We start from the raw sequence: 18327 nt of genomic DNA on the forward strand, positions 1-18327 counted from the left end.
CATCGTCGATGCCGGTCCGCTCTATGCGTACGTCGATGCCGACGACCGCCATCACTCTGAATGCCTCGAACTGCTGGCGACCCATCCGGGCCCGCTACTGGTGCCGACCCTGGTGATCACTGAGGTCGCCTACCTCCTGGCGAGCCGTCTCGGTACCACCGCGGAGGTTCGGTTTCTCGGTGATCTTGCTCAGGGCAACCTGGTGGCGGAACCTGTGGTGCCTCGCGACTGGTTGCGGATTGCCGAGCTGGCGTCTGTCTACCGGAACCTGCCACTGGGAACTACTGACGCTTCTGTGATCACAGCTGCGGAACGGCTGGGTGCTACTCAGGTTGCGACACTCGACCGACGGCACTTCAGCGTGGTCCGTCCGCTACACGTCGAGGCCTTCGAGCTTCTGCCTCAGCTGGTCCAGGCGGGTTGTGTACCTGGGCCAGGCGAAGCCTGAGGTGGTGTGGGCGGTGGTGGTTTCGGTGAGGAGGGTTTGGGCCCGGGGGAGGTCGCCCTGGGCTTGGGCCAGGGCGGTGGCGACGGCTCTGGCCGCCAGCCAGGGGGTGCTGTTGGCGGGGGCCTCTTCGAAGACGGCGTCGAGTAGGGCGGCTGCTTCGTCCAGTTCGCCTTCGAGGATCAGTACGTCGGCCAGGTCGATGTGCGCCATCGTGACGCCGGTGTTGTCCGCGACGGCATACTCGACCGCTGAGCGCAGGTACTTCTCCGCGTCGCCGATCGAGCCCTTCGCGAGCGAGACCGAGCCGCGGACCACCTCGTTCAGGGGGAGGATCTGCCGGTCGTCGAGCCGACGGGCGTAGTGGTCCGACTCGGTCGCCGCGTCGAGCGCTTCGGGCAGCCGGCCGAGTGCGACGAGTGCGCCGGCCAGGTTGCTGAGTCCGCGCGACAACCCGTGTTCGTCGCCGTAGATGCGGTCGGCGGCGATGGTGACGTCGTACTGCGCGACGGCCTCCGCCGCACGACCGGTGTACAGGTACAAGGTGCCCAGGGCATCCGTGAAGGCCGACCACCTGCGTTCCTGGTCGGGAGTAGCGGCCGCCATCTCTTGACCCGCCAGCAACGGGGTCAGCGCATTCCGCAGGTGGCCGCGCTCGATCTCCACGATGCTGCGGTAGTACAGGACCGTCAGCGTCAGCGTGTTGTCGTCCAGCAGCTTGGCGAGCCGCTCAGCCTCGGTCAGCAGGTCGGCCGCCTGCTCGAAGCGCCCGAGCATGGTCAGCACGAAAGCGTGGTTGCTGAGCGCAGTCACCCGCTCGGGCCGGGTCGCGCCTTCAGCACCGGACAACGCCTCGAAGTGCCGCGCTGCTTCGCCGTACCAGCCTCTGACCAGCCAAGGGGTGTGCAGGGAGAGCGCCAGTCGCAGCCCGTCGACCTCGCGCTCGGTGCCGGCTGCCCGGTCGAGAGTGTCCAGCAGGTTCGGCCACTCGTTGAAGACCTCGGCGATCGACTCGGCGGTCGCGAAGCCGTCGTGGTCGGTCCCGATCGTCCGGACCCGGTTGATCGCCCAGTCGAGCTCGGCGGTGCGCGCAGCGTCGGTCTCCCCGGCTGCCTCGAGCTTCGCCAGCGCATAGTCACGCACGGTCTCCAGCAGCCGGAACCGCCGCCCGTTCACGGCTTCCACCGTCAACAGGCTCCGATCAGCCAGCTCGGTCAACGCCGGCGCGACATCCCGCGGATCGAGGGCGACCTGCTCAGCCGCCTCCAGCGTGAATCCACCAGCGAAGATCGCCACGCGACGCAGTACTGCGCGCTCCGCGTCACCAAGCAACTGATGACTCCAGTCCAGGGCCGCCACGAGACTCGCGTGCCGTGCCTTCGCATCACGCGTTCCGGCCACCAGCAGGCGCATCCGCTGCTCGAGCCGGTCGGCCAGCTGTGGAACGGTCAGCGTGCGGGTCAGACCGGCGGCGAGCTCGATGCCCAGCGGCAACCGGTCGACAGCCGAGCAGATCGCCGCGACCTGTTCGGGATCGGCGCCCTGGGCATCGGCCGCGCACCGCTCGGTGAAGAGCTGCGCCGCGGCGATCGCATCCAGCGGAGCCATCGCGACGAGCTCCTCGATCCCGAGCTGCAACGGCCGTTGCGAGGTCACCAGCACGGTCAGCGCGGGCGCCCGCCGGAGCAGCCCGGAGACGATCTCCGCGACGGGTTCGACGACGTGCTCGGCGTTGTCGAGCACCAGCACCGTCCCGTCCAGCGCCGCCGCCGCGGCAGTCAGCGGATCGTTGCCGCCGGCATCGTCCCCGGTGATGGCTTCCAGGACTGCACTCTCCCGCTGCAGCGGAGCGAGCTCCACCAAGCGGACGGTCCGGCCGGTCGATGCGACCTGTCGAGCCGCTTCGGCGGAGAGCCGGGACTTGCCGCTGCCGGGCCCGCCGGTCAGCGTGATCAGGCCGGGCGCTGCGATTCGGCGTACCAGGGAATTCAGCTCGCTCTGCCGCCCGACGAAGCTGGTCAGCGGAGAGGGCAGCTGGACCGGACCAGCTTGCGCCGGGGGAGTGGGCACCACGGTCGGTTTGGGCAGCGTGAGCAGCAAGGTCGGATCCTGGCGGAGCAGCCGCAGCTCCATCGCAGCGGTGTCCGGCGCCGGATCCACGCCGAGCTCCGCCGACAGCCTGGAGCGGAGCTTGGCCAGCCGGCTCAACGCATCCGCCTGCCGGCCGGTCCGATACAAAGCGAGTGCGAGCAGGCACCACAGCCGTTCGTGCAATGGGTGCTCGGCTGCCAGCACCTCCAGCTCGCGCCCGGCCTCCGCGGCAGCACCAAGAGCGAGATCGGCGTCAAGCCGCTCCACCTGCAGGTCGACCCGCCACGAGTCGAGCTGCTCACCTTCGACCGCGGCGTACGGGATGGTCCTGAGGTCTGCCAACGACTGGCCTCGCCACTGCCCGAGCGCCTCGTCGGCGGCTGCGCGGACCGCATGATGATCGCCCAGCCGTACTGCGGCGTGCATCCGCTCCGCCGCCGTCCGCGCAGCGACGAGATCGGTCAGTTGCGCCGACAACGCATAGCCGCCGTTGGCCCGGATCAGGGACTCGGGGGAGTTGATTGCCGCCCGCAACCGGGAGGCGAGAACGCGCAGCCGCTCGGTCGGGCGCGCAAGGTCGACGTCACCCCACAGGTCCGCCGCCAGCCGGTGATCCGGCACCGGCATCCCGGCAGCCAGGGCGAGCCGCACGAGCAGCGCGCGCTCCAGCGGCCGGTCCACCGATCGAGGCACGCCACCGAGTCGAACTGCCAGCGGTCCGAGCACGAGGACCTCTAGCTGCGGCTCGGTGGGCATACCAGCAAGTATTACAGCGACACCTCACCCACGCTCAGTAATTCTTCGCAGGGTGAGATTACTTGGCGGAAATTTTGGGTATTAGTGTGCGCTCAGTTGTGCCGCCGCCGCCAACGGGATGGGCAGCCAGGACGGCCGGTTGCGGGCTTCGTAGAGCGTCTCGTAGATGACCTTGTCGGCCAGGAAAGCGCTCAGCAGCACGTTCTGATCGCGCGGATCAGTGCCTGAGATTTCCGCGTAGCCGTCGCAGAAGGCGCGCCTGTTCCGGTTGGCCCACTCGGCTGCCCGGTAGGCGATCTGCTGGTCGCCCTGGTGGTCGGCCAGCAGCGATCGCGCCGCATAGTCGAACGACCGGAGCATGCCGGCGATGTCCTTGATCGGGGTGTCCAGCGCGCGCCGCTCGACCAGCGACTTGGCCGGCTCGCCCTCGAAGTCGATCAGCTTCCAGCCGTCGATCGTGCGCAGCACCTGCCCGAGGTGGAAGTCGCCGTGGATCCGCTGCACCGTCACCGGTACGCCGGACGCCGCGAGCGCGTCGAACGCCCGGGTCAGCCCGGGCCCGAACTCCCCGAGCTCGGGCACCGCCTTGATCGCCTTGTCGAGCCGGCGGCGCATCGCGTCGGCGTGCTCGACCATCTGCGACGGCTCCCAGATATCCGTGCCGAGCGCCTTCGCCAGCTCGGCGTGCACCTGCGCGGTCGCCGCACCGAGTCGATGGGACTCACCCGCGAAGTCGCCGCCGACCTCCTCGGCGTGCAGGTCGGCCTCGGCGTACAGGTCCCGGACCGAGGTGGTCGCGTACGACCAGCCGTCGGTCGCGTTCTTCTGGAACGCCGTCATCATCGCCAGCTCGCCCGCATCGGTACCACCGCCGGCGCGCGGCCAGGAGCCCCGCGCCGAACCGAGCACCTCGGGCACCAGCTCCGAGCCGGCCTCGGTGAGCGCCGACTCGATCTCGACCCCGGGATTGCTCCCGGGCTCGAGCCGGCGGAACACCTTCAGCAGTGCGGTGTCGCCGAAGACCAGCGACGTGTTGCTCTGTTCGACCGTGAGGACGAGCGACTGCGCGTCCTCCGGTACGACGGTCGTCCGCTCCGGCGCGTGCACCGGGTGGAACTCCAGGCCGTCCAGCTGCCGCCCATGGGTGATGGCGTCCAGCCAGTACGGCGTGGCCTCCTTGTCGTGCAGCGCGTCGTACACCCAGACCCTCGTGTCGTCGAGGTCCTGCTCCGCCCAGTCACCGATCAGCGCGTGGCCGAGGTTGTCGGCCGGCGCGGTGTGGTAGCTGAGCGGCAGCTGGTAAACCCGGATTGCGTTCTCCGCGCCGGGCGGGCCGGCGCAGTAGACGAATCCGATCCGGACCGCGGGCCAGACGCCCTCGTCCGACAGCCACACGGAGGTGGCCATCGCATCGACGTGCACGTCGTGTCCTTTCTCACCGAACCATCGCTGGTTGGCGCAGAAGGACTGGACCTGGTCCAGATGGGAATTCACGAAGAGCTCTCCTCACGATCAGCAGCCTTGTTGACCGGCAGACGGAACCAGTAGAAGCCGTGCGCACCCAGGGTCAGCAGGTACGGCAGCTCGCCGATGGTCGGGAAGTGCACCCCGCCGAGCAGCTCGACCGGTTCCACACCCTGCCACTGCCGCAGATCCAGCTCGATCGGCTGCGGGAAGCGCGACAGGTTGTTCACGCACAGCACCACATCGTCACCGAACTCGCGGATGTAGGACAGCACGCTCGGGTTGGAACCACCTAGGTCAGTGAAAGTACCCATCCCGAAACATGGGTGCTGCTTGCGGGTCTGGATCATCCGCCGGGTCCAGTGCAGCAGCGACGACGCGTTCTCCATCTCCGCCTCGACGTTCACCGCCTGGAAACCGTAGACCGGATCCATGATGACCGGCAGGCTGAGCTTGCCCGGGGTCGCCGTCGAGAACGACGCGTTGCGGTCCGGGGACCACTGCATCGGAGTACGGACGCCGTCGCGGTCACCGAGCCAGATGTTGTCGCCCATGCCGATCTCGTCGCCGTAGTACAGGATCGGCGAACCGGGCAGCGACAACAGCATCGCGGTGAACAGCTCCATCCGGTTCACGTCGTTGTCGAGCAACGGCGCGAGCCTGCGGCGGATGCCGATGTTGGCCTTCATCCGCGGGTCCTGGGCGTACTCGCCCCACATGTAGTCGCGCTCTTCGTCCGTCACCATCTCGAGCGTGAGCTCGTCGTGGTTGCGCAGGAAGATGCCCCACTGGCAGGTGTCCGGGATCTGCGGGGTCTGGGCCAGGATCTCCGAGATCGGGAACCGCGACTCGCGCCGCACCCCCATGAAGATCCGCGGCATCACCGGGAAATGGAACGCCATCTGGCACTCGTCACCACCGGACTCGCGGTCGCCGAAGTACTCGACCACGTCACCAGGCCACTGGTTCGCCTCGCAGAGCATGACGCGATCGGTGTAGTTCGCGTCGACCTCCTTGCGGACCCGCTTCAGGAACTCGTGCGTCCTGGGCAGGTTCTCGCAGTTGGTGCCCTCTTCCTCGAACAGGTACGGCACCGCGTCCAGCCGGAACCCGTCGACACCGAGGTCGAGCCAGAACTTCAGCGCCTCGATCATCGCGTCGCCGACGGCCGGGTTCTCGAAGTTCAGGTCGGGCTGGTTGGAGTAGAACCGGTGCCAGAAGTACTGCTGGCGGACCGGGTCCCAGGTCCAGTTGGACGTCTCGGTGTCGACGAAGATGATCCGCGCGTCCGAGTAAGCCGTATCGGTGTCGGACCAGACGTAGAAGTCGCCGTACGGGCCGTCCGGGTTGTTGCGGGACTCCTGGAACCAGGGGTGCTGGTCCGAGGTGTGGTTCATCACGAAGTCGACGATGACGCGCATACCGCGCGAGTGCGCCGCTTCCATGAACGCGGCGAAGTCGGCGATCGTGCCGACCTCGGGCATCACACCGGTGTAGTCGGAGATGTCGTAACCGCCGTCACGCAGAGGTGAGGGATAGAACGGCGGTAACCACAGACAATCCACGCCGAGCCACTCGAGATAGTCGAGTTTCTCGGTCAGGCCTTGCAAGTCGCCGATGCCGTCGGCGTTCGAGTCCTTGAAGGACCGCACGAGGACTTCATAGAAGACGGCCCGCTTGAACCACAGCGGGTCACTCTTCGTCAGTCCGTGGTGCTGCTCCGGCAGCATGTCGGTCACGCTCACCTCCATCGGGTGTCATCCAAACCTAGCGGTACTACGTATCCGCGTCGCCGGGTCGATCCGGCGACGCGCTGGTGGACACCTTTTTCGGCCTGCACTGTTTTCCCGTACCCGGCTCGCGGGTTCTCAAAAGGGACGGCAGGCCGCCGAGGTGTCCGGTGATGTGTAACGAAGCCTTGGGATGGGCGGTCCGAGCCGACGTTCTGCTCAGTGTGACGGCCCTTTGCCAGTACAAGCAAATGGGGGCCTGAACACCCTATTCCGCTGACGAACCGTGATCTGGAACGCGTTGCTTTCCGGGTCTTCGGTCGTTATTTTTCGTCGCCCGAATCAGACGCGGCGAGTCAGCCGGCCGGCCGGCTGGACTTGCGTGGCTTGCGGACGTACTTGGTGAAGCCGGACCGCTCGGCATCGGCCTCGGTGCGGAACCAGACCTCGGCTTTTGTGCGGCCGTAGTACGGCGACTCCGGGGTGTGGAAGAGCATCGACTGCGCGTTGCCCTTGATCGTGAACCCGTCGGGCGGGCCTTGATGAGCGACCGCGTCGGCCGACCCTTCGCCGTACCGTCCGGCCGGAACAGTCTCGGCCTTCACCTGTACTTCGTCCGTCGCGGGCTCGTTGTCGAAGAGCGTCGGCTCGCCGACGTCCATCCGCACCGAGAACGCGGGTTGCGCCGCTGGTGCTGCGACCTTGGCCTCGGGATCCGCCCCTTCCACCTCCTGAGGAGCGGGGAGGGGTTCGGGGTCGCCGCCGGACTCTTCCGCCGGCTCGGACTCGGGCTCAGCCTCAAGTACGGGCTCAGACTCAGATCCGGGTTCAGGCTCAGGTACGGGCTCGGGCTCGGGCTCGGGTTCGGGCGCTGGCTCCGGCTCCGGCTCGTGGAGGGCCTGGTCGAAGGGTTCGACCGGTTCTTCGAAATGGAGCGGCGCCGCGGCGGGCGTCGTACCGGCTGCCGCTACGCCTGCTCCGACGAGGGTCTTCTCCTCGGCGGGCGCTTCCTGTTCGGCCGGGACCTCGACAGGCGGGCGTTCGCGGCGGTTGAGGAGGAGCCAGGTGATGATCGCGCCGATCAGGAACGCGAGCAGCGTCCACGGCCAGTTGTTGCGGAACAGGTAGGCCATCAGCGCGCACCCTTCGGGCTGGTGGGCAGTACCCGGTACAGGACCCAGGCGGCAGCGCTGCCGAGGACGAACGCGGCGAGCAGCAGGAACCAGACCTGCGCGATCAGCCAACTCATGCAATTCCCCTAGAACCTAAAGAACTCGGATCTCGACCCGTCGGTTGGCGATCCGGCCTGCGGACGTGGTGTTGGGCGCCACTGGACGGGTCTCCCCGTAACCGCGGCTGGTGATCCGCCCGGCGGGTACGCCGAGCTTGACGAGCGCAGCCTTGACTGCGTCCGCGCGCTGCTGTGACAGCGGCAGGCTGGTGGAAGGGTTACCGAGGTTGTCGGTGTGACCGCCGACCTCGACGTCGAAGCTCTCGCAACTCTTGAGCAGGGTCGCGGCCACCGTGACCGATGCCTTGGAGGCGTCGTTCACGGTGGCGGTGCCGGACAGGAAGACAAGCTTGTTCTCCGCCGTGAACCGGGCCAGCCGTGCCTCGAACGTCTGGCACGCCTCGCTGACCGGCGGCTTGGCCACTACCGGCACCTGAAGTTCGTTGGCGACCACAGCGCCCGGTACTGCGGCTGCCGCGGCGCGTGCCGCCGTGGCCTTGGTCGCCTGGTCGGCCACCTTGCCACTCAGCGTCACCTTGCTGCCGTCGTACTTGATCGAGGCGGCACCGGTCGCAGTCGACAGCGCCTGCAGGAGCGCCGACATCGCGGTCGGGTTCGGCACTGCGGTCTTCTCGTCGATCGTGACCTGGTCGACGAACTCCGTCCCTTCCGGCAGTGCGGCCCGCACCTCGGCGGCGAGTTGGTCCTTCATCGCCTGGTCCCGCACGACGACGCGCACGGTGATCGCGTCGTCTGTCCGGCTGAGCTCGAACGGAGCGACCTCGGACTCGGTCGGCGGCGTCGAGAGCTCAGGACTCGGCGTACCGGCCGGCTCTTCGGCTGTGCCGGTGGATGGCGCGCCGGTCGGATCTGCCGCGAGTTGCGTCGTACCGCCGTCGGTGTGGGCGGCACGAACGCCGTCGACGGCCGCAACCACCTTCTGCGCTTCGGTCGCGTCAGCTCCGGCCGGCACGACGACTGTCGCGTCCCGCCCGGAGAAGTCGACTTGTACGCCGGTGATGCCGCGCGCGTCGAGTGCGGCCAGCGACCGTTCGCGGAGGTCGTCTTCGGTCGGCCCGGCCTTGATCCCGACCACCAGCGCGGTGATCAGGACGGGAACGAGAACGGCCGCGAGCAGCCAGACAAAACCAGGCCGCCGCCGTACAAGTCCGGGCACTGTTCCTCCGTCAAGAGCGGTCAAAGGTGACCGTGCGCGAGGAGACTACTCCGTACCGCTGCACGCGCGCATACCAGCCCGGAAAAGTTTTACCTGATGGCCCGTGATCGGCGCGGACACTTTTATTTGGGTTTCTTCTTTTCTTAACTCCGAGTACTCGGTAGGGTGCGGTGAGTCCCTCTTCCGCCCCCCTTGGAGGAACACATGAGAATCCGCCCCCTGCCCACCCTGCTCGCCGCCGTGGCGATGCTGGCCGCCGGTGTCGTACCGGCAGCGGTCGCTGCCGAGCCCCGCGAGACGGCCGCGCCACCTGCTCCAGTACCTGCCGCAGTACAGGCTCCGGCCGCTCCGATCCAGGACGGCGCCCACACGGTTGCCGCCGGCAAGAAGGTCGTCGGCTACTTCACCGAGTGGGGTGTGTACGACCGCAACTACCACGTGAAGAACATCAAGACGAGCGGGTCGGCCGCCAAGCTGACCAACATCGTCTATGCCTTCGGCAACACCACCGACGGCCGCTGCACGATCGGTGACGCGTACGCCGCGAACGACAAGTTCTACGACGCGGCCGGCTCGGTCGACGGCGTCGCCGACACCTGGGACACCGGTGCCCTGCGCGGCAACTTCAACCAGCTGCGCAAGCTCAAGCGCGAGTTCCCGAACATCAAGGTGGTCTGGTCGTTCGGCGGCTGGACCTGGTCCGGCGGCTTCACCCAGGCGGCGCAGAACCCGACCGCCTTCGCGAACTCCTGCTACAGCCTGGTCGAGGACCCGCGCTGGGCCGATGTCTTCGACGGCATCGACATCGACTGGGAGTACCCGAACGCGTGCGGCCTGAGCTGCGACACGTCCGGCCCGAACGCCTTCAACAACATCATCACCGCGCTGCGCAACCGGTTCGGCTCGTCGGCGCTGGTCACCGCGGCGATCACGGCCGACGGCACCACCGGCGGCAAGATCGACGCGACCAACTACGCCACCGCGGCGCAGAAGCTCGACTGGATCATGCCGATGACGTACGACTACTTCGGTTCGTTCGCCGCGCAGGGCCCGACCGCCCCGCACTCGCCGCTGACGTCGTACTCCGGGATCCCGACGGCCGGCTTCTACAGCGACGCGGCGATCCAGAAGCTCAAGACCAAGGGCATCCCGTCCTCGAAGATCCTGCTCGGCATCGGCTTCTACGGCCGCGGCTGGACCGGCGTCACCCAGGCCGCACCGGGCGGCCGCGCCACCGGGGCAGCGCCCGGCAAGTACGAAGCCGGTATCGAGGACTACAAGCTCATCTCGACGCGTTGCCCGTCCACGGGGACGGTCGGCGGTACGGCGTACGCGTTCTGCAACGGGCAGTGGTGGGGCTATGACACGCCCGCGACGATCCGCAGCAAGATGCAGTACGCGAACACGCAGGGTCTCGGCGGCGCCTTCTTCTGGGAGCTGTCCGGTGACACCAGCAACGGCACGCTGATCACAGCGGTCAAGACCGTCGGCTGACCCGACCATCGCCTGCCCCGGCTCCGCCCGATCCGGAGGGCGATCCCCGGCGTCCGGGGCCTCTGCACCGTCCTGCAGAGGCCCCGGACGCTTTGTATTGCTCGCTAATCCGGTTCGCCGGGCCGCGACTGTGAGCGACGTGGAGGGCCTGTTCCGTGGCGCTGCGTAGATCGTTCCTGCCCGTTCGTGGCCGGTGTCGGACAGGTCGCATTTGTGCCATCTGCGCACGCAGGGAATCCCTTGACTTAACCTTCACGGTTCGCGGTACTGGACCCTGCGTCTGACCCCGGCATGCGTTTGAACGGAGGGGCTCCATGGAGAGGCTGCCGGACTCGTCGTTGATCATCGGCGTGGCCACGTCCACCGCCGAACGGGTCCACCTCGCGAGGCTGCTCGGTGGTGCCGACGCGCTGCTGCTCGTGTCCAGCGCGGAGCAGGCACGCGCCTTCCTGGAGCTCACGTCGACGGCGGACTCGGCGCCCGTAGTACTGACCCCTGCTGTTGTACCTGCGCTTGGTGCGCGTGGGGTGACTGCCCAGATCGAGGCAGCTCTGCCCACATCGGAGCCGGCTGCCTACGAGCGGCCCATCGCGCCGACCAGCCTCGCCGTCGCGGCCGTGCCCGCTCCTCCCGCTGCCGGTCTGCGGCTCGACGTGGATCGCAGGGTGGTTCGCTGGAAGGACCGCGAGGCGCGGCTGACCAAGCTGGAGCACGACTTCCTGCACTGCCTGGTCGAGGAACCAGGCAAGGTGTGGACCTACCAGCGGCTGCACCACGCCGTCTGGGGCAACGAACACCTGGGCCACGGCTCGCACATCCACTCGGTCGTCAAACGCCTCCGCCAGAAACTGGCCAGCCTCGGCGCCACCGTCACCATCCACGCCGTCCGAGGCGTCGGCTTCCACCTCCTCGCCGCCACCTGACGCCAACCACGCCGAGCTCGCCACGCAGTACGAGGGCCGGCCCCGGACAGAGGTTCCTGTCCGGGGCCGGCCTTTGGTTATTCAGTTGTGGGGATTACTTGGTCGCCTTCAGAGCGAAGTCCTCGACGACGGTTTCTCCGTTGATCAGCTTGGTCGTCCGAGTCTGCGGCTTGTAGCCGTCCTTGGCTGCGATCAGCGTCAGCGGGTTGTTGCGACGGTCCAGCCAGTAGGCGTAGTTGCCGTCCTTGTCGGTGATGAAGGTGTACTCCGCCGTCCACGAGTCGACCTGGACCGTGGCGCCGGGCAGCGGGGCGGTGACGCCGGAGGTCGAGACCCCGGTGACGGTACCGGCCAGCTTGCTCCACGTGGTCGGCGGCGTGACGGTGAGCTTCACGTCGACCGGGTCCACGCTGTACGGCGTGTTCTCGCCGATGGTGACCGCGGCCGAGTAGGTACCCGGCTGGTCGACAGCGGCGTTCAGCGCCACCTTGACGGTGACCTTCTCACCCGGGGCCAGGGTGGCCTCGGTCTTGTCCAGGCTCAGCCAGCTGACGTCAGCCGACGACTCGGAGCAGTTCTCGAGGCCCGGCAGGACCTCGCCCTCCACCGTCGGGGTGAAGCCACCGGACGAACCACCGACCCGGTAGAAGCCACAAGCCGCACCACCGCGGTAGCGGGGCTGGTTGGCGTTCGGCAGCGCGGCCCAGGTACCGGCAGCCGGGTCGAAAGCGAACCCGGCGTTGGTGACGGCACCGGTCTGGACACCGCCGACAACCAGCAGCTTGCCACCGGCGACGGCGAAGGACGCCGCCCAGTGATCAGCCGGCGAGTTGGCGATCGGGGACCAGGAGTTCGCGCTCGGGTCGAAGACGTAGCCGGCCGTGGTGGCGGCCGCTCCGTCGTTACCGCCGGAGCAGTAGATCTTGCCGTCGATGGCGCCGCAGGATGCGAACGCGACCGACTTCGGGTAGTTGGCAAGAGTCGCCCAGCTGTTCGACGCCGCGTCGTAAGCGACCACGGAGTTGGACATCGGGGTGCAGGAGGCGGTGGTGCAGCCACCGACGGCGTACAGCTTGCCGTCGAGGACAGCCTGCCCGGCGGCCGCACGCGGAGCCGGGTTGGCGGCCACTGCGGACCAGGCGTTGGCGGCCGGGTCGTACGACCAGGTCGCTGCGTCCGGACCACTCGCGCCCCAGCCGGAGCTGACGACGAGCTTGCCGCCCACGGCGCCGACGGTGACGGCGTTACGGGCGCCCGGCAGCGGCGCGATCGCGGTCCAGGCCAGGGTGGCCGGGTCGTACGCGTAGCTGTTGCCGGTCGAAGCCGAGCCGTTGCCACCCGCGATCGAGTAGATCTTGCCGTCGAGGTTGACCACCCGGTTGTCCATCACGACGGCCGGGAGGTTGGCGATGTTCGTCCACGGAGCCGCGAGCGGGCCCGGGACGGCAGGCTTGGTAGCCATCTTGCCGGACAGCTTGTTCGCGAACGAGGTCGGAACCTCGAGCCGCTGCAGCGGGGCGCCGGTGCTGTTCAGCACCTGGGCCTTGGTCGTCGTGGAGCCGTTGGCGTTCGCCAGGGTGAAGCCACCGTCGCGCTCGCCGAACTTCAGGTCGACGTTTGCCGTACCGGTGTTGGTGACGACGAACGTCTTGGTGACCTTGCCACCCGGCAGCCTCAGGCTGGCGCTGATCGCACTCGGCGCGACCGAGACACGGCCCGCCTCGAGGCTGAAGTTGGCCGGGGTGACCCAGTCGGCCTCGACATCGACAGTTGCCTGGGTGCTGGTGTAGTTGCCGGCCTTGGCGGTGTAAACGTGCGGGCCGTCCTCCGCGGAGTACAGCCAGTAGAAGCCATCGGCCAGGCCGGTGTCCTCCGGGGTCGCAACGGTGGTCGCGGTCTCGCTGGGCTTGTCGTCACGGGTGACGACGGCGCCGTTCACGAAGCCGTTGGTGTTGGCGTCCTTGACGTTGCCGACGACCAGACCGCCGCCGGTCGGCTCACAGGTGACCGTGGTGCCGATCAGGACGCTGTCGACCTCCCACCACCACTCGTACGAAGCGTCGTAGTAGTGGAAGCGAACCTGTACGGCCGACTTGCCGGCCGCCTGCGGGATCGCGATCTCCTTGACGCCACGGACGTCCGTGACCTGGTTGAGCACGTTCGCCCAGGTGGCCCCGCCGTCGAGCGACAGGTCGACATCGGCCTTCTCGCCGCCGAGCCAGTTGAGGTCCTGGTTGAACTTGATCTTCGGCGCGGTGACCGCGCTCAGGTCGACGACCGGGCTGACCAGCGAGGTGTCCTGCTGCTGGCCCGAGCCGTACTTGTCGCTGTCGATGATCGCGAAGCCGCCGGCCGCGCCGGTCAGGTTGCCGCGGTTACCGACATCGGTGAACTTCCAGACCTGGCCGTTGCCCTTGTTGTCGACGACGGTCCAGCCGCTCGGCGCAGCCTGGCCGTCGAACGTCTCGTAGACGCCGTCGGAGCCGTTGCGGTAGCCGGGTGCGGTGAGGCAGGCGTCGGAACGGACCGGTACGGCCACGTTCTTGGTCAGGTTGCCCGCGCCGACGGTGATCGGCTGGCTGACCGTGGTGTAACCGGGGATCTGCGACTCGACCTTCAGCGTGTACGTCGCGCTGGAGGGCACCTTGAAGGAGTAGCGGCCGTTGGTCGGGGTGGTGTAGTCGAACACGCCACCGGGACCCTCGACGCTGACCTTCGCGTACAGCGGCCAGCCGTGGCCGGAGCCGTCCGTGATGGTGCCGCCGACGTTGACCGTCGGAGCAGCCACCAGGGTGAAGTTCTTCGTCGTGGTGGTGTTCACCACGATGGTTGCCGTGCCGGTCTGGCCGACGTAGCCGAAGGCGGCCACGGCGAGCGTGTAGTCACCGGCGGGCAGTACGGCCGAGAAGGCGCCGTCGGCCCCAGAAGTGACGACCTTGTCGGCCGCACCGGTCTGCTTGATCGTGACGGCCGCGCCCGCGATGGCAGCGCCACCGGTGGCGGTGACCTTGCCGGCCAACGTGCCGGTGTCGCCGACGGGTGCCGCGTTCAGCAGGGCGAGCGCGTCGACGCGACCCTGACCGAACACGTTGTTGTTGGCGTCGGTACCGCCACACGCCGCGCTCGGGCTGTCGATCGCGGTGCCGTTGAGCAGCGCGCGGGTGGCCGCGACGTCGCCCTTCAGGCTCGGTGCGCCCGACCACAGCAGCGCGATGACGCCCGCGAGGTGCGGAGCGGCCATCGAGGTGCCGTTGAAGCTCGCGTACCCGTTGCCGGGAACGCTGGAGCGGACGTTGACGCCCGGGGCCGAGATGTTCGGCTTGATCGTGCCGTTCTGGCCAGCACCACGGGCGGAGAACGAAGCGATGTTGTTGTTGATGTCATAGGCGCCGGCCGAGTAGTTGCTCGTCGAGCTGCCGGGGGAGCCGCTGGTGTTACACGAAGGGCCGCTGTTGCCGTTCGAGAAGACACCGAAGATGCCGGACGCGGTCCAGGCGAGGGTGACGTCCTCCATGAACGGGTCGTTGGACGGCTGCGTGCTGCCCCACGAGTTGTTGATGACGTTCGGCCGCTTGCTCGCGTCGGGGTTGGTCCCGGCGAGGTTGGTCGGCTCGAGCATCCACTGCCCGGAGGTGATCAGCGCTGCGTCGCTGGGGCAGCAGCCGTTGGCCGCGATCCACTTGACGCCCGGCGCTACACCGACCTGGTTGGCGGCCCCGTCGTCGCCGGCCATGGTGCCCATCGTGTGGGTGCCGTGGCCGTTGGTGTCACAGGGTGCGCCCGAGCAGGTGCCGGCGGCGTCGAACCAGTTGTAGTTGTGGTCGAACGTGCCGTTGGCCAGCTTGCCGCGGTACTGGTTCACCAGCGCCGGGTGGTCGTACTGGACGCCGGTGTCGATGTTGGCCACCGTGATGCCGGCGCCCTTGTCGCCGTACTGCGCCCAGACCTGGTCGGCCTTGACGTTGGCGATGCCCCACTCGACCGCGTTGATCTCGTTCTGCTGGGTGCCCTTGGTGGTCGGCGGCACCTCGTACTTGACCGGGTTGTAGATCCCCTCGACCTCTGCGTGGCCGGCGAGGCTCTGCGCCATCTCCAGCGAGCCGCCCTTGACGACGATCGCGTTCGTGGCCCACAGGCTCTGGTACGACGTGTGCGACGCGTCCAGCTCGGCCTTGACCTTGGCCTGGCTCTCCGCGGCGGTCTTGCGCAGAGCGGCCGCAACCGCGGTACCGCGCGCGTTCCAGTCGCCGATCTTGCTGGCGGCGGTCAGGTCGGCCTTGTCGCTGAACCGGACCCAGAAGTCGGTCGCCTCCTTGGCGTCCGTACCTTCCAGCTTCGACAGCAGGTCAGGCTTGATCTTGGAGGCCGGCGCCGGAGTTGCGCCGGGCGTGGTGGGTGGTGCCGCCTGAGCCAGGCCGGAGGCGGCCAGCCCGGTGGTGATGACGGCCACCGCCGCCAGAGCGCTCACCAGCGATCTGGCGAGCCCCCTCTTCCGTTGATGTGACATCTCTGCAGCCCCTCACTTGTACGACCCCGAGTCGACTCCCCCGAGTCATGGTGCAGAGGTGCAAGGCTTCACAGCGGTTTGGGTGGTGAACCGGTTCTGTGAACACTCCGTGCCCCCCAGGTCGCGACGTGTTACGTCACGTGCCTGCCGAGGACCCTATGTGTCATGCAAAGGTCTGAACAAGCACACCTGGTGAGCAAGATGTGACGGACGGTCGCTCCGTTCGAGGCAAGTTTCGCCATTATTTGTCAATGCGTTGACGATTAAAGGCAGAGGTTGACATCGTAATCAGATGGTCACCGCCCGTGTCCCCGCCACGAACGACGGCGCCCTCGATCTGACCGGTTCCGCCCAGGAGTCGTTTCCACTGCTGATCGCAGTGGCGGCGTCCCTGGAGGAGCGGGTCCGGCTCGCGGAGCTCGTCGACGATGTCGCACCACTGCTGCTCGTTTCCAGCCTGGACGAGCTGCGCAAGCTGATCACGCCCGCTCAGCCCCCACCTCCGGTACCACCGGAGCAACCCGAACCGCCCGAGCCCGAGTCGGTGGCCGAACCGCCACCCCGCAAGGTGCCGGACCGGCGGACCGAACGCGTCGGCCCGGAGGCCGACGTGCTGACCATCGACTCGGCCCGGTCGGTGGCGAAGTGGCGGGACCGCGAGGTTCCGCTGACCGATCTCGAGCACGATCTGCTCACCTGGCTGATGACGGAGCCGCTGCGCGTGTGGACCTATGAGGGTCTGCACCAAGCGGTCTGGCGCAACCGCCACCTTCGCGGTACTGCTGACGTGCACTCGCTGGTGAAGCGTGTACGCCGCAAGCTCGACGAGCTGGGCACCACGGTCACCATCGACGCGGTGCGCGGTACCGGTTTCCGCCTCACCGATCACCAGAACCCAGCGGTTACCGGGTTGCGCGCTGGGTAGCCTCTGAAGTCGTGCGCTTCTCCAGCTTGAGTCACCTCGACTGTCCCCAGTGCGGCCTGACCCACGACGCCGATCAGGTGATCGGATTGTGTACCTGTGGGTCGCCGCTGCTCGCCCGGTACGACCTCGACGAGGTGCGGGCCGGGCTGAGCAAGGAGCAGGTCGCGTCGCGGCCGGCCGATCTTTGGCGGTACCACGAACTGCTGCCCGTGCGTTCGGAGGAGAACGTGATCAGCCTGGGGGAGGGGATGACGCCGCTGCTCCCGTTGCCCGCCTACGGGCGCGAGCTTGGAGTCGAGCGGCTGCTGATGAAGGACGAAGGGCTGATCCCGACCGGCACGTTCAAGGCGCGGGGCGCGGCCGTCGGGGTATCACGGGCGCGCGAGGTCGGCGTACGGAAGATCGCGATGCCGACCAACGGGAACGCCGGGTCGGCCTGGGCGACGTACGCGGCACGGGCCGGGATGGAGGCGCTGATCGCGATGCCGATCGCGGCGCCGGAGATCTGCCGGCGCGAGGTGACCGTGGTCGGTGCGGAGCTGAAGCTGATCGACGGGCTGATCGGCGACGCGGGCGCGTGGGTGCGCTCGCAGTTGGCTGAGCGCGGGGGCTACCAGGATGTGTCGACGCTGAAAGAGCCCTACCGGATCGAGGGCAAGAAGACGATGGGGCTGGAGATCGCTGAGCAGCTCGGCTGGCAGCTGCCGGACGTGATCCTCTACCCGACCGGCGGGGGAGTGGGGTTGATCGGGATCTGGAAGGCGCTCGCCGAACTGCGCGACCTGGGCTGGATCGACGGGCCGATGCCGCGATTGGTCGCAGTCCAGGCGACCGGGTGCGCGCCGATCGTGCAGGCGTGGGAGAAGGGGCTGCCGTCGAGTGAGCCGTGGCCGGATGCCCACACAATTGCTTTTGGCATCACCGTGCCCAAGGCGCTCGGTGATTTCCTTTTGCTGCAGGCGATTGCGGAGACCGGCGGCTGCGCAGTTGCGGTCGAGGATGCGGACATCTTGGCTGCTCAGCGACGGGTCGCCGAGCTCGAAGGCAGCTTCATCTGCCCTGAGGGCGCCGCCAACTTCGCCGCGATCCGGCAACTGCGCGAGTCGGGCTGGATCAAGGCCGGCGAGCAGGTGGTTGCCCTCAACACCGGTACCGGGCTCAAGTACCCGGAGACTGTGACGCTCTAGTCCTCGGTGTGGATCTGCTTCCAGCGAGTGGCGAGCACCAGGCCGGCGATCAGGCCGACCGGGTACAGGTAGCTGTAGTTCGCTGCTCCGCCGCTCGGCTCACCGATTGGCAGGATCAGGATCACCGTGACCGCCACCCCGACGGTGGCGGGGAAGGCGAGCCGCTCGGCGAGGTCCCGAGGGCTGTACCACTGCCACAGCACCCCACCCAGAACTCCCGCCAGGCTGAGGACGCTCATGGCGATCCGGTCGGACTGGCTGAGCGGATCCTGCACGCTGTCCGAGAAGAACTGTGACAGCACGAAGCCGATGACCGCCGGGATGAGCCACCCCGTCTTGAGCCGCATCTCGGGTGACACCCGGTCGACAACCGTCCTCATCGCCCCCACCTTTCGTT

At 67.9% G+C, this 18327-nt stretch carries 12 protein-coding genes; 5 read left to right on the top strand and 7 right to left on the bottom strand.

Translation table 11 applies throughout. The features are described from left to right. The first annotated feature begins 1 nt into the window (after nucleotide 1). Complete coding sequence (locus G3I17_RS24350; RefSeq protein WP_343238401.1) at nucleotides 2-448, top strand: PIN domain-containing protein; 447 nt, start codon at nucleotides 2-4, stop codon at nucleotides 446-448. On the opposite strand, the gene G3I17_RS24355 is transcribed toward G3I17_RS24350, so the two are convergent. From G3I17_RS24355 to G3I17_RS42215, 5 genes are all read right to left on the bottom strand, one after another. After that, nucleotides 374-3292, bottom strand: a complete 2919-nt coding sequence (locus tag G3I17_RS24355) for a BTAD domain-containing putative transcriptional regulator (protein ID WP_164599878.1) — start codon at nucleotides 3290-3292, stop codon at nucleotides 374-376. The genes G3I17_RS24350 and G3I17_RS24355 overlap by 75 nt on opposite strands. An 81-nt stretch (nucleotides 3293-3373) precedes the next feature. Next, on the bottom strand, nucleotides 3374-4786 hold the full coding sequence (locus G3I17_RS24360) for a phosphotransferase (RefSeq protein WP_164599879.1): 1413 nt from the start codon (nucleotides 4784-4786) through the stop codon (nucleotides 3374-3376). Then, the gene (treS, locus tag G3I17_RS24365) at nucleotides 4783-6486 is read right to left on the bottom strand and encodes a maltose alpha-D-glucosyltransferase (protein WP_239062873.1); all 1704 of its coding nucleotides are present in this window, start codon (nucleotides 6484-6486) and stop codon (nucleotides 4783-4785) included. The genes G3I17_RS24360 and treS overlap by 4 nt, the downstream gene beginning before the upstream one ends. Before the next feature lie 356 nt (nucleotides 6487-6842). Further along, nucleotides 6843-7619, bottom strand: a complete 777-nt coding sequence (locus G3I17_RS24370) for a hypothetical protein (protein WP_164599881.1) — start codon at nucleotides 7617-7619, stop codon at nucleotides 6843-6845. A gap of 132 nt (nucleotides 7620-7751) precedes the next feature. After that, the gene (locus G3I17_RS42215) at nucleotides 7752-8894 is read right to left on the bottom strand and encodes an OmpA family protein (protein WP_203590662.1); all 1143 of its coding nucleotides are present in this window, start codon (nucleotides 8892-8894) and stop codon (nucleotides 7752-7754) included. Nucleotides 8895-9098: 204 nt separating this feature from the next. Here G3I17_RS42215 and G3I17_RS24380 point away from each other — a divergent pair, with 204 nt between their 5' ends. Together G3I17_RS24380 and G3I17_RS24385 are read left to right on the top strand one after the other, a co-directional pair. Continuing rightward, nucleotides 9099-10388 (top strand): glycoside hydrolase family 18 protein, encoded by a 1290-nt coding sequence (locus tag G3I17_RS24380; protein ID WP_164599883.1) that lies wholly within the window; start codon nucleotides 9099-9101, stop codon nucleotides 10386-10388. A 314-nt stretch (nucleotides 10389-10702) separates the two neighbouring features. Next, the gene (locus G3I17_RS24385) at nucleotides 10703-11311 is read left to right on the top strand and encodes a winged helix-turn-helix domain-containing protein (RefSeq protein ID WP_164599884.1); all 609 of its coding nucleotides are present in this window, start codon (nucleotides 10703-10705) and stop codon (nucleotides 11309-11311) included. A 94-nt stretch (nucleotides 11312-11405) separates the two neighbouring features. Here G3I17_RS24385 and G3I17_RS24390 read toward each other — a convergent pair whose 3' ends face one another. Beyond that, nucleotides 11406-15779 (bottom strand): S8 family serine peptidase, encoded by a 4374-nt coding sequence (locus G3I17_RS24390; protein WP_203590663.1) that lies wholly within the window; start codon nucleotides 15777-15779, stop codon nucleotides 11406-11408. Nucleotides 15780-16110: 331 nt separating this feature from the next. Here G3I17_RS24390 and G3I17_RS24395 point away from each other — a divergent pair, with 331 nt between their 5' ends. Next, complete coding sequence (locus G3I17_RS24395) at nucleotides 16111-16743, top strand: winged helix-turn-helix domain-containing protein (RefSeq protein ID WP_164599886.1); 633 nt, start codon at nucleotides 16111-16113, stop codon at nucleotides 16741-16743. A gap of 11 nt (nucleotides 16744-16754) precedes the next feature. Continuing rightward, nucleotides 16755-17930, top strand: coding sequence for a threonine synthase (locus G3I17_RS24400; protein ID WP_164599887.1), 1176 nt, complete (start codon nucleotides 16755-16757; stop codon nucleotides 17928-17930). Here G3I17_RS24400 and G3I17_RS24405 read toward each other — a convergent pair. Beyond that, on the bottom strand, nucleotides 17927-18310 hold the full coding sequence (locus G3I17_RS24405; RefSeq protein ID WP_164599888.1) for a hypothetical protein: 384 nt from the start codon (nucleotides 18308-18310) through the stop codon (nucleotides 17927-17929). The genes G3I17_RS24400 and G3I17_RS24405 overlap by 4 nt on opposite strands. Nucleotides 18311-18327 lie beyond the last annotated feature (17 nt).

This window comes from Streptomyces sp. SID13031 (assembly GCF_010548305.1).
Taxonomy (GTDB): domain Bacteria; phylum Actinomycetota; class Actinomycetes; order Propionibacteriales; family Kribbellaceae; genus Kribbella.

Bases quoted from the DNA above. Each gene is read 5' to 3' on its own strand.
- treS (WP_239062873.1), bottom strand. From the start codon at position 6,486: ATGCTGCCGGAGCAGCACCACGGACTGACGAAGAGTGACCCGCTGTGG.
- G3I17_RS24405 (WP_164599888.1), bottom strand. From the start codon at position 18,310: ATGAGGACGGTTGTCGACCGGGTGTCACCCGAGATGCGGCTCAAGACG.
- G3I17_RS24385 (WP_164599884.1), top strand. From the start codon at position 10,703: ATGGAGAGGCTGCCGGACTCGTCGTTGATCATCGGCGTGGCCACGTCC.
- G3I17_RS24370 (WP_164599881.1), bottom strand. From the start codon at position 7,619: ATGGCCTACCTGTTCCGCAACAACTGGCCGTGGACGCTGCTCGCGTTC.
- G3I17_RS24395 (WP_164599886.1), top strand. From the start codon at position 16,111: ATGGTCACCGCCCGTGTCCCCGCCACGAACGACGGCGCCCTCGATCTG.
- G3I17_RS24380 (WP_164599883.1), top strand. From the start codon at position 9,099: ATGAGAATCCGCCCCCTGCCCACCCTGCTCGCCGCCGTGGCGATGCTG.
- G3I17_RS24355 (WP_164599878.1), bottom strand. From the start codon at position 3,292: ATGCCCACCGAGCCGCAGCTAGAGGTCCTCGTGCTCGGACCGCTGGCA.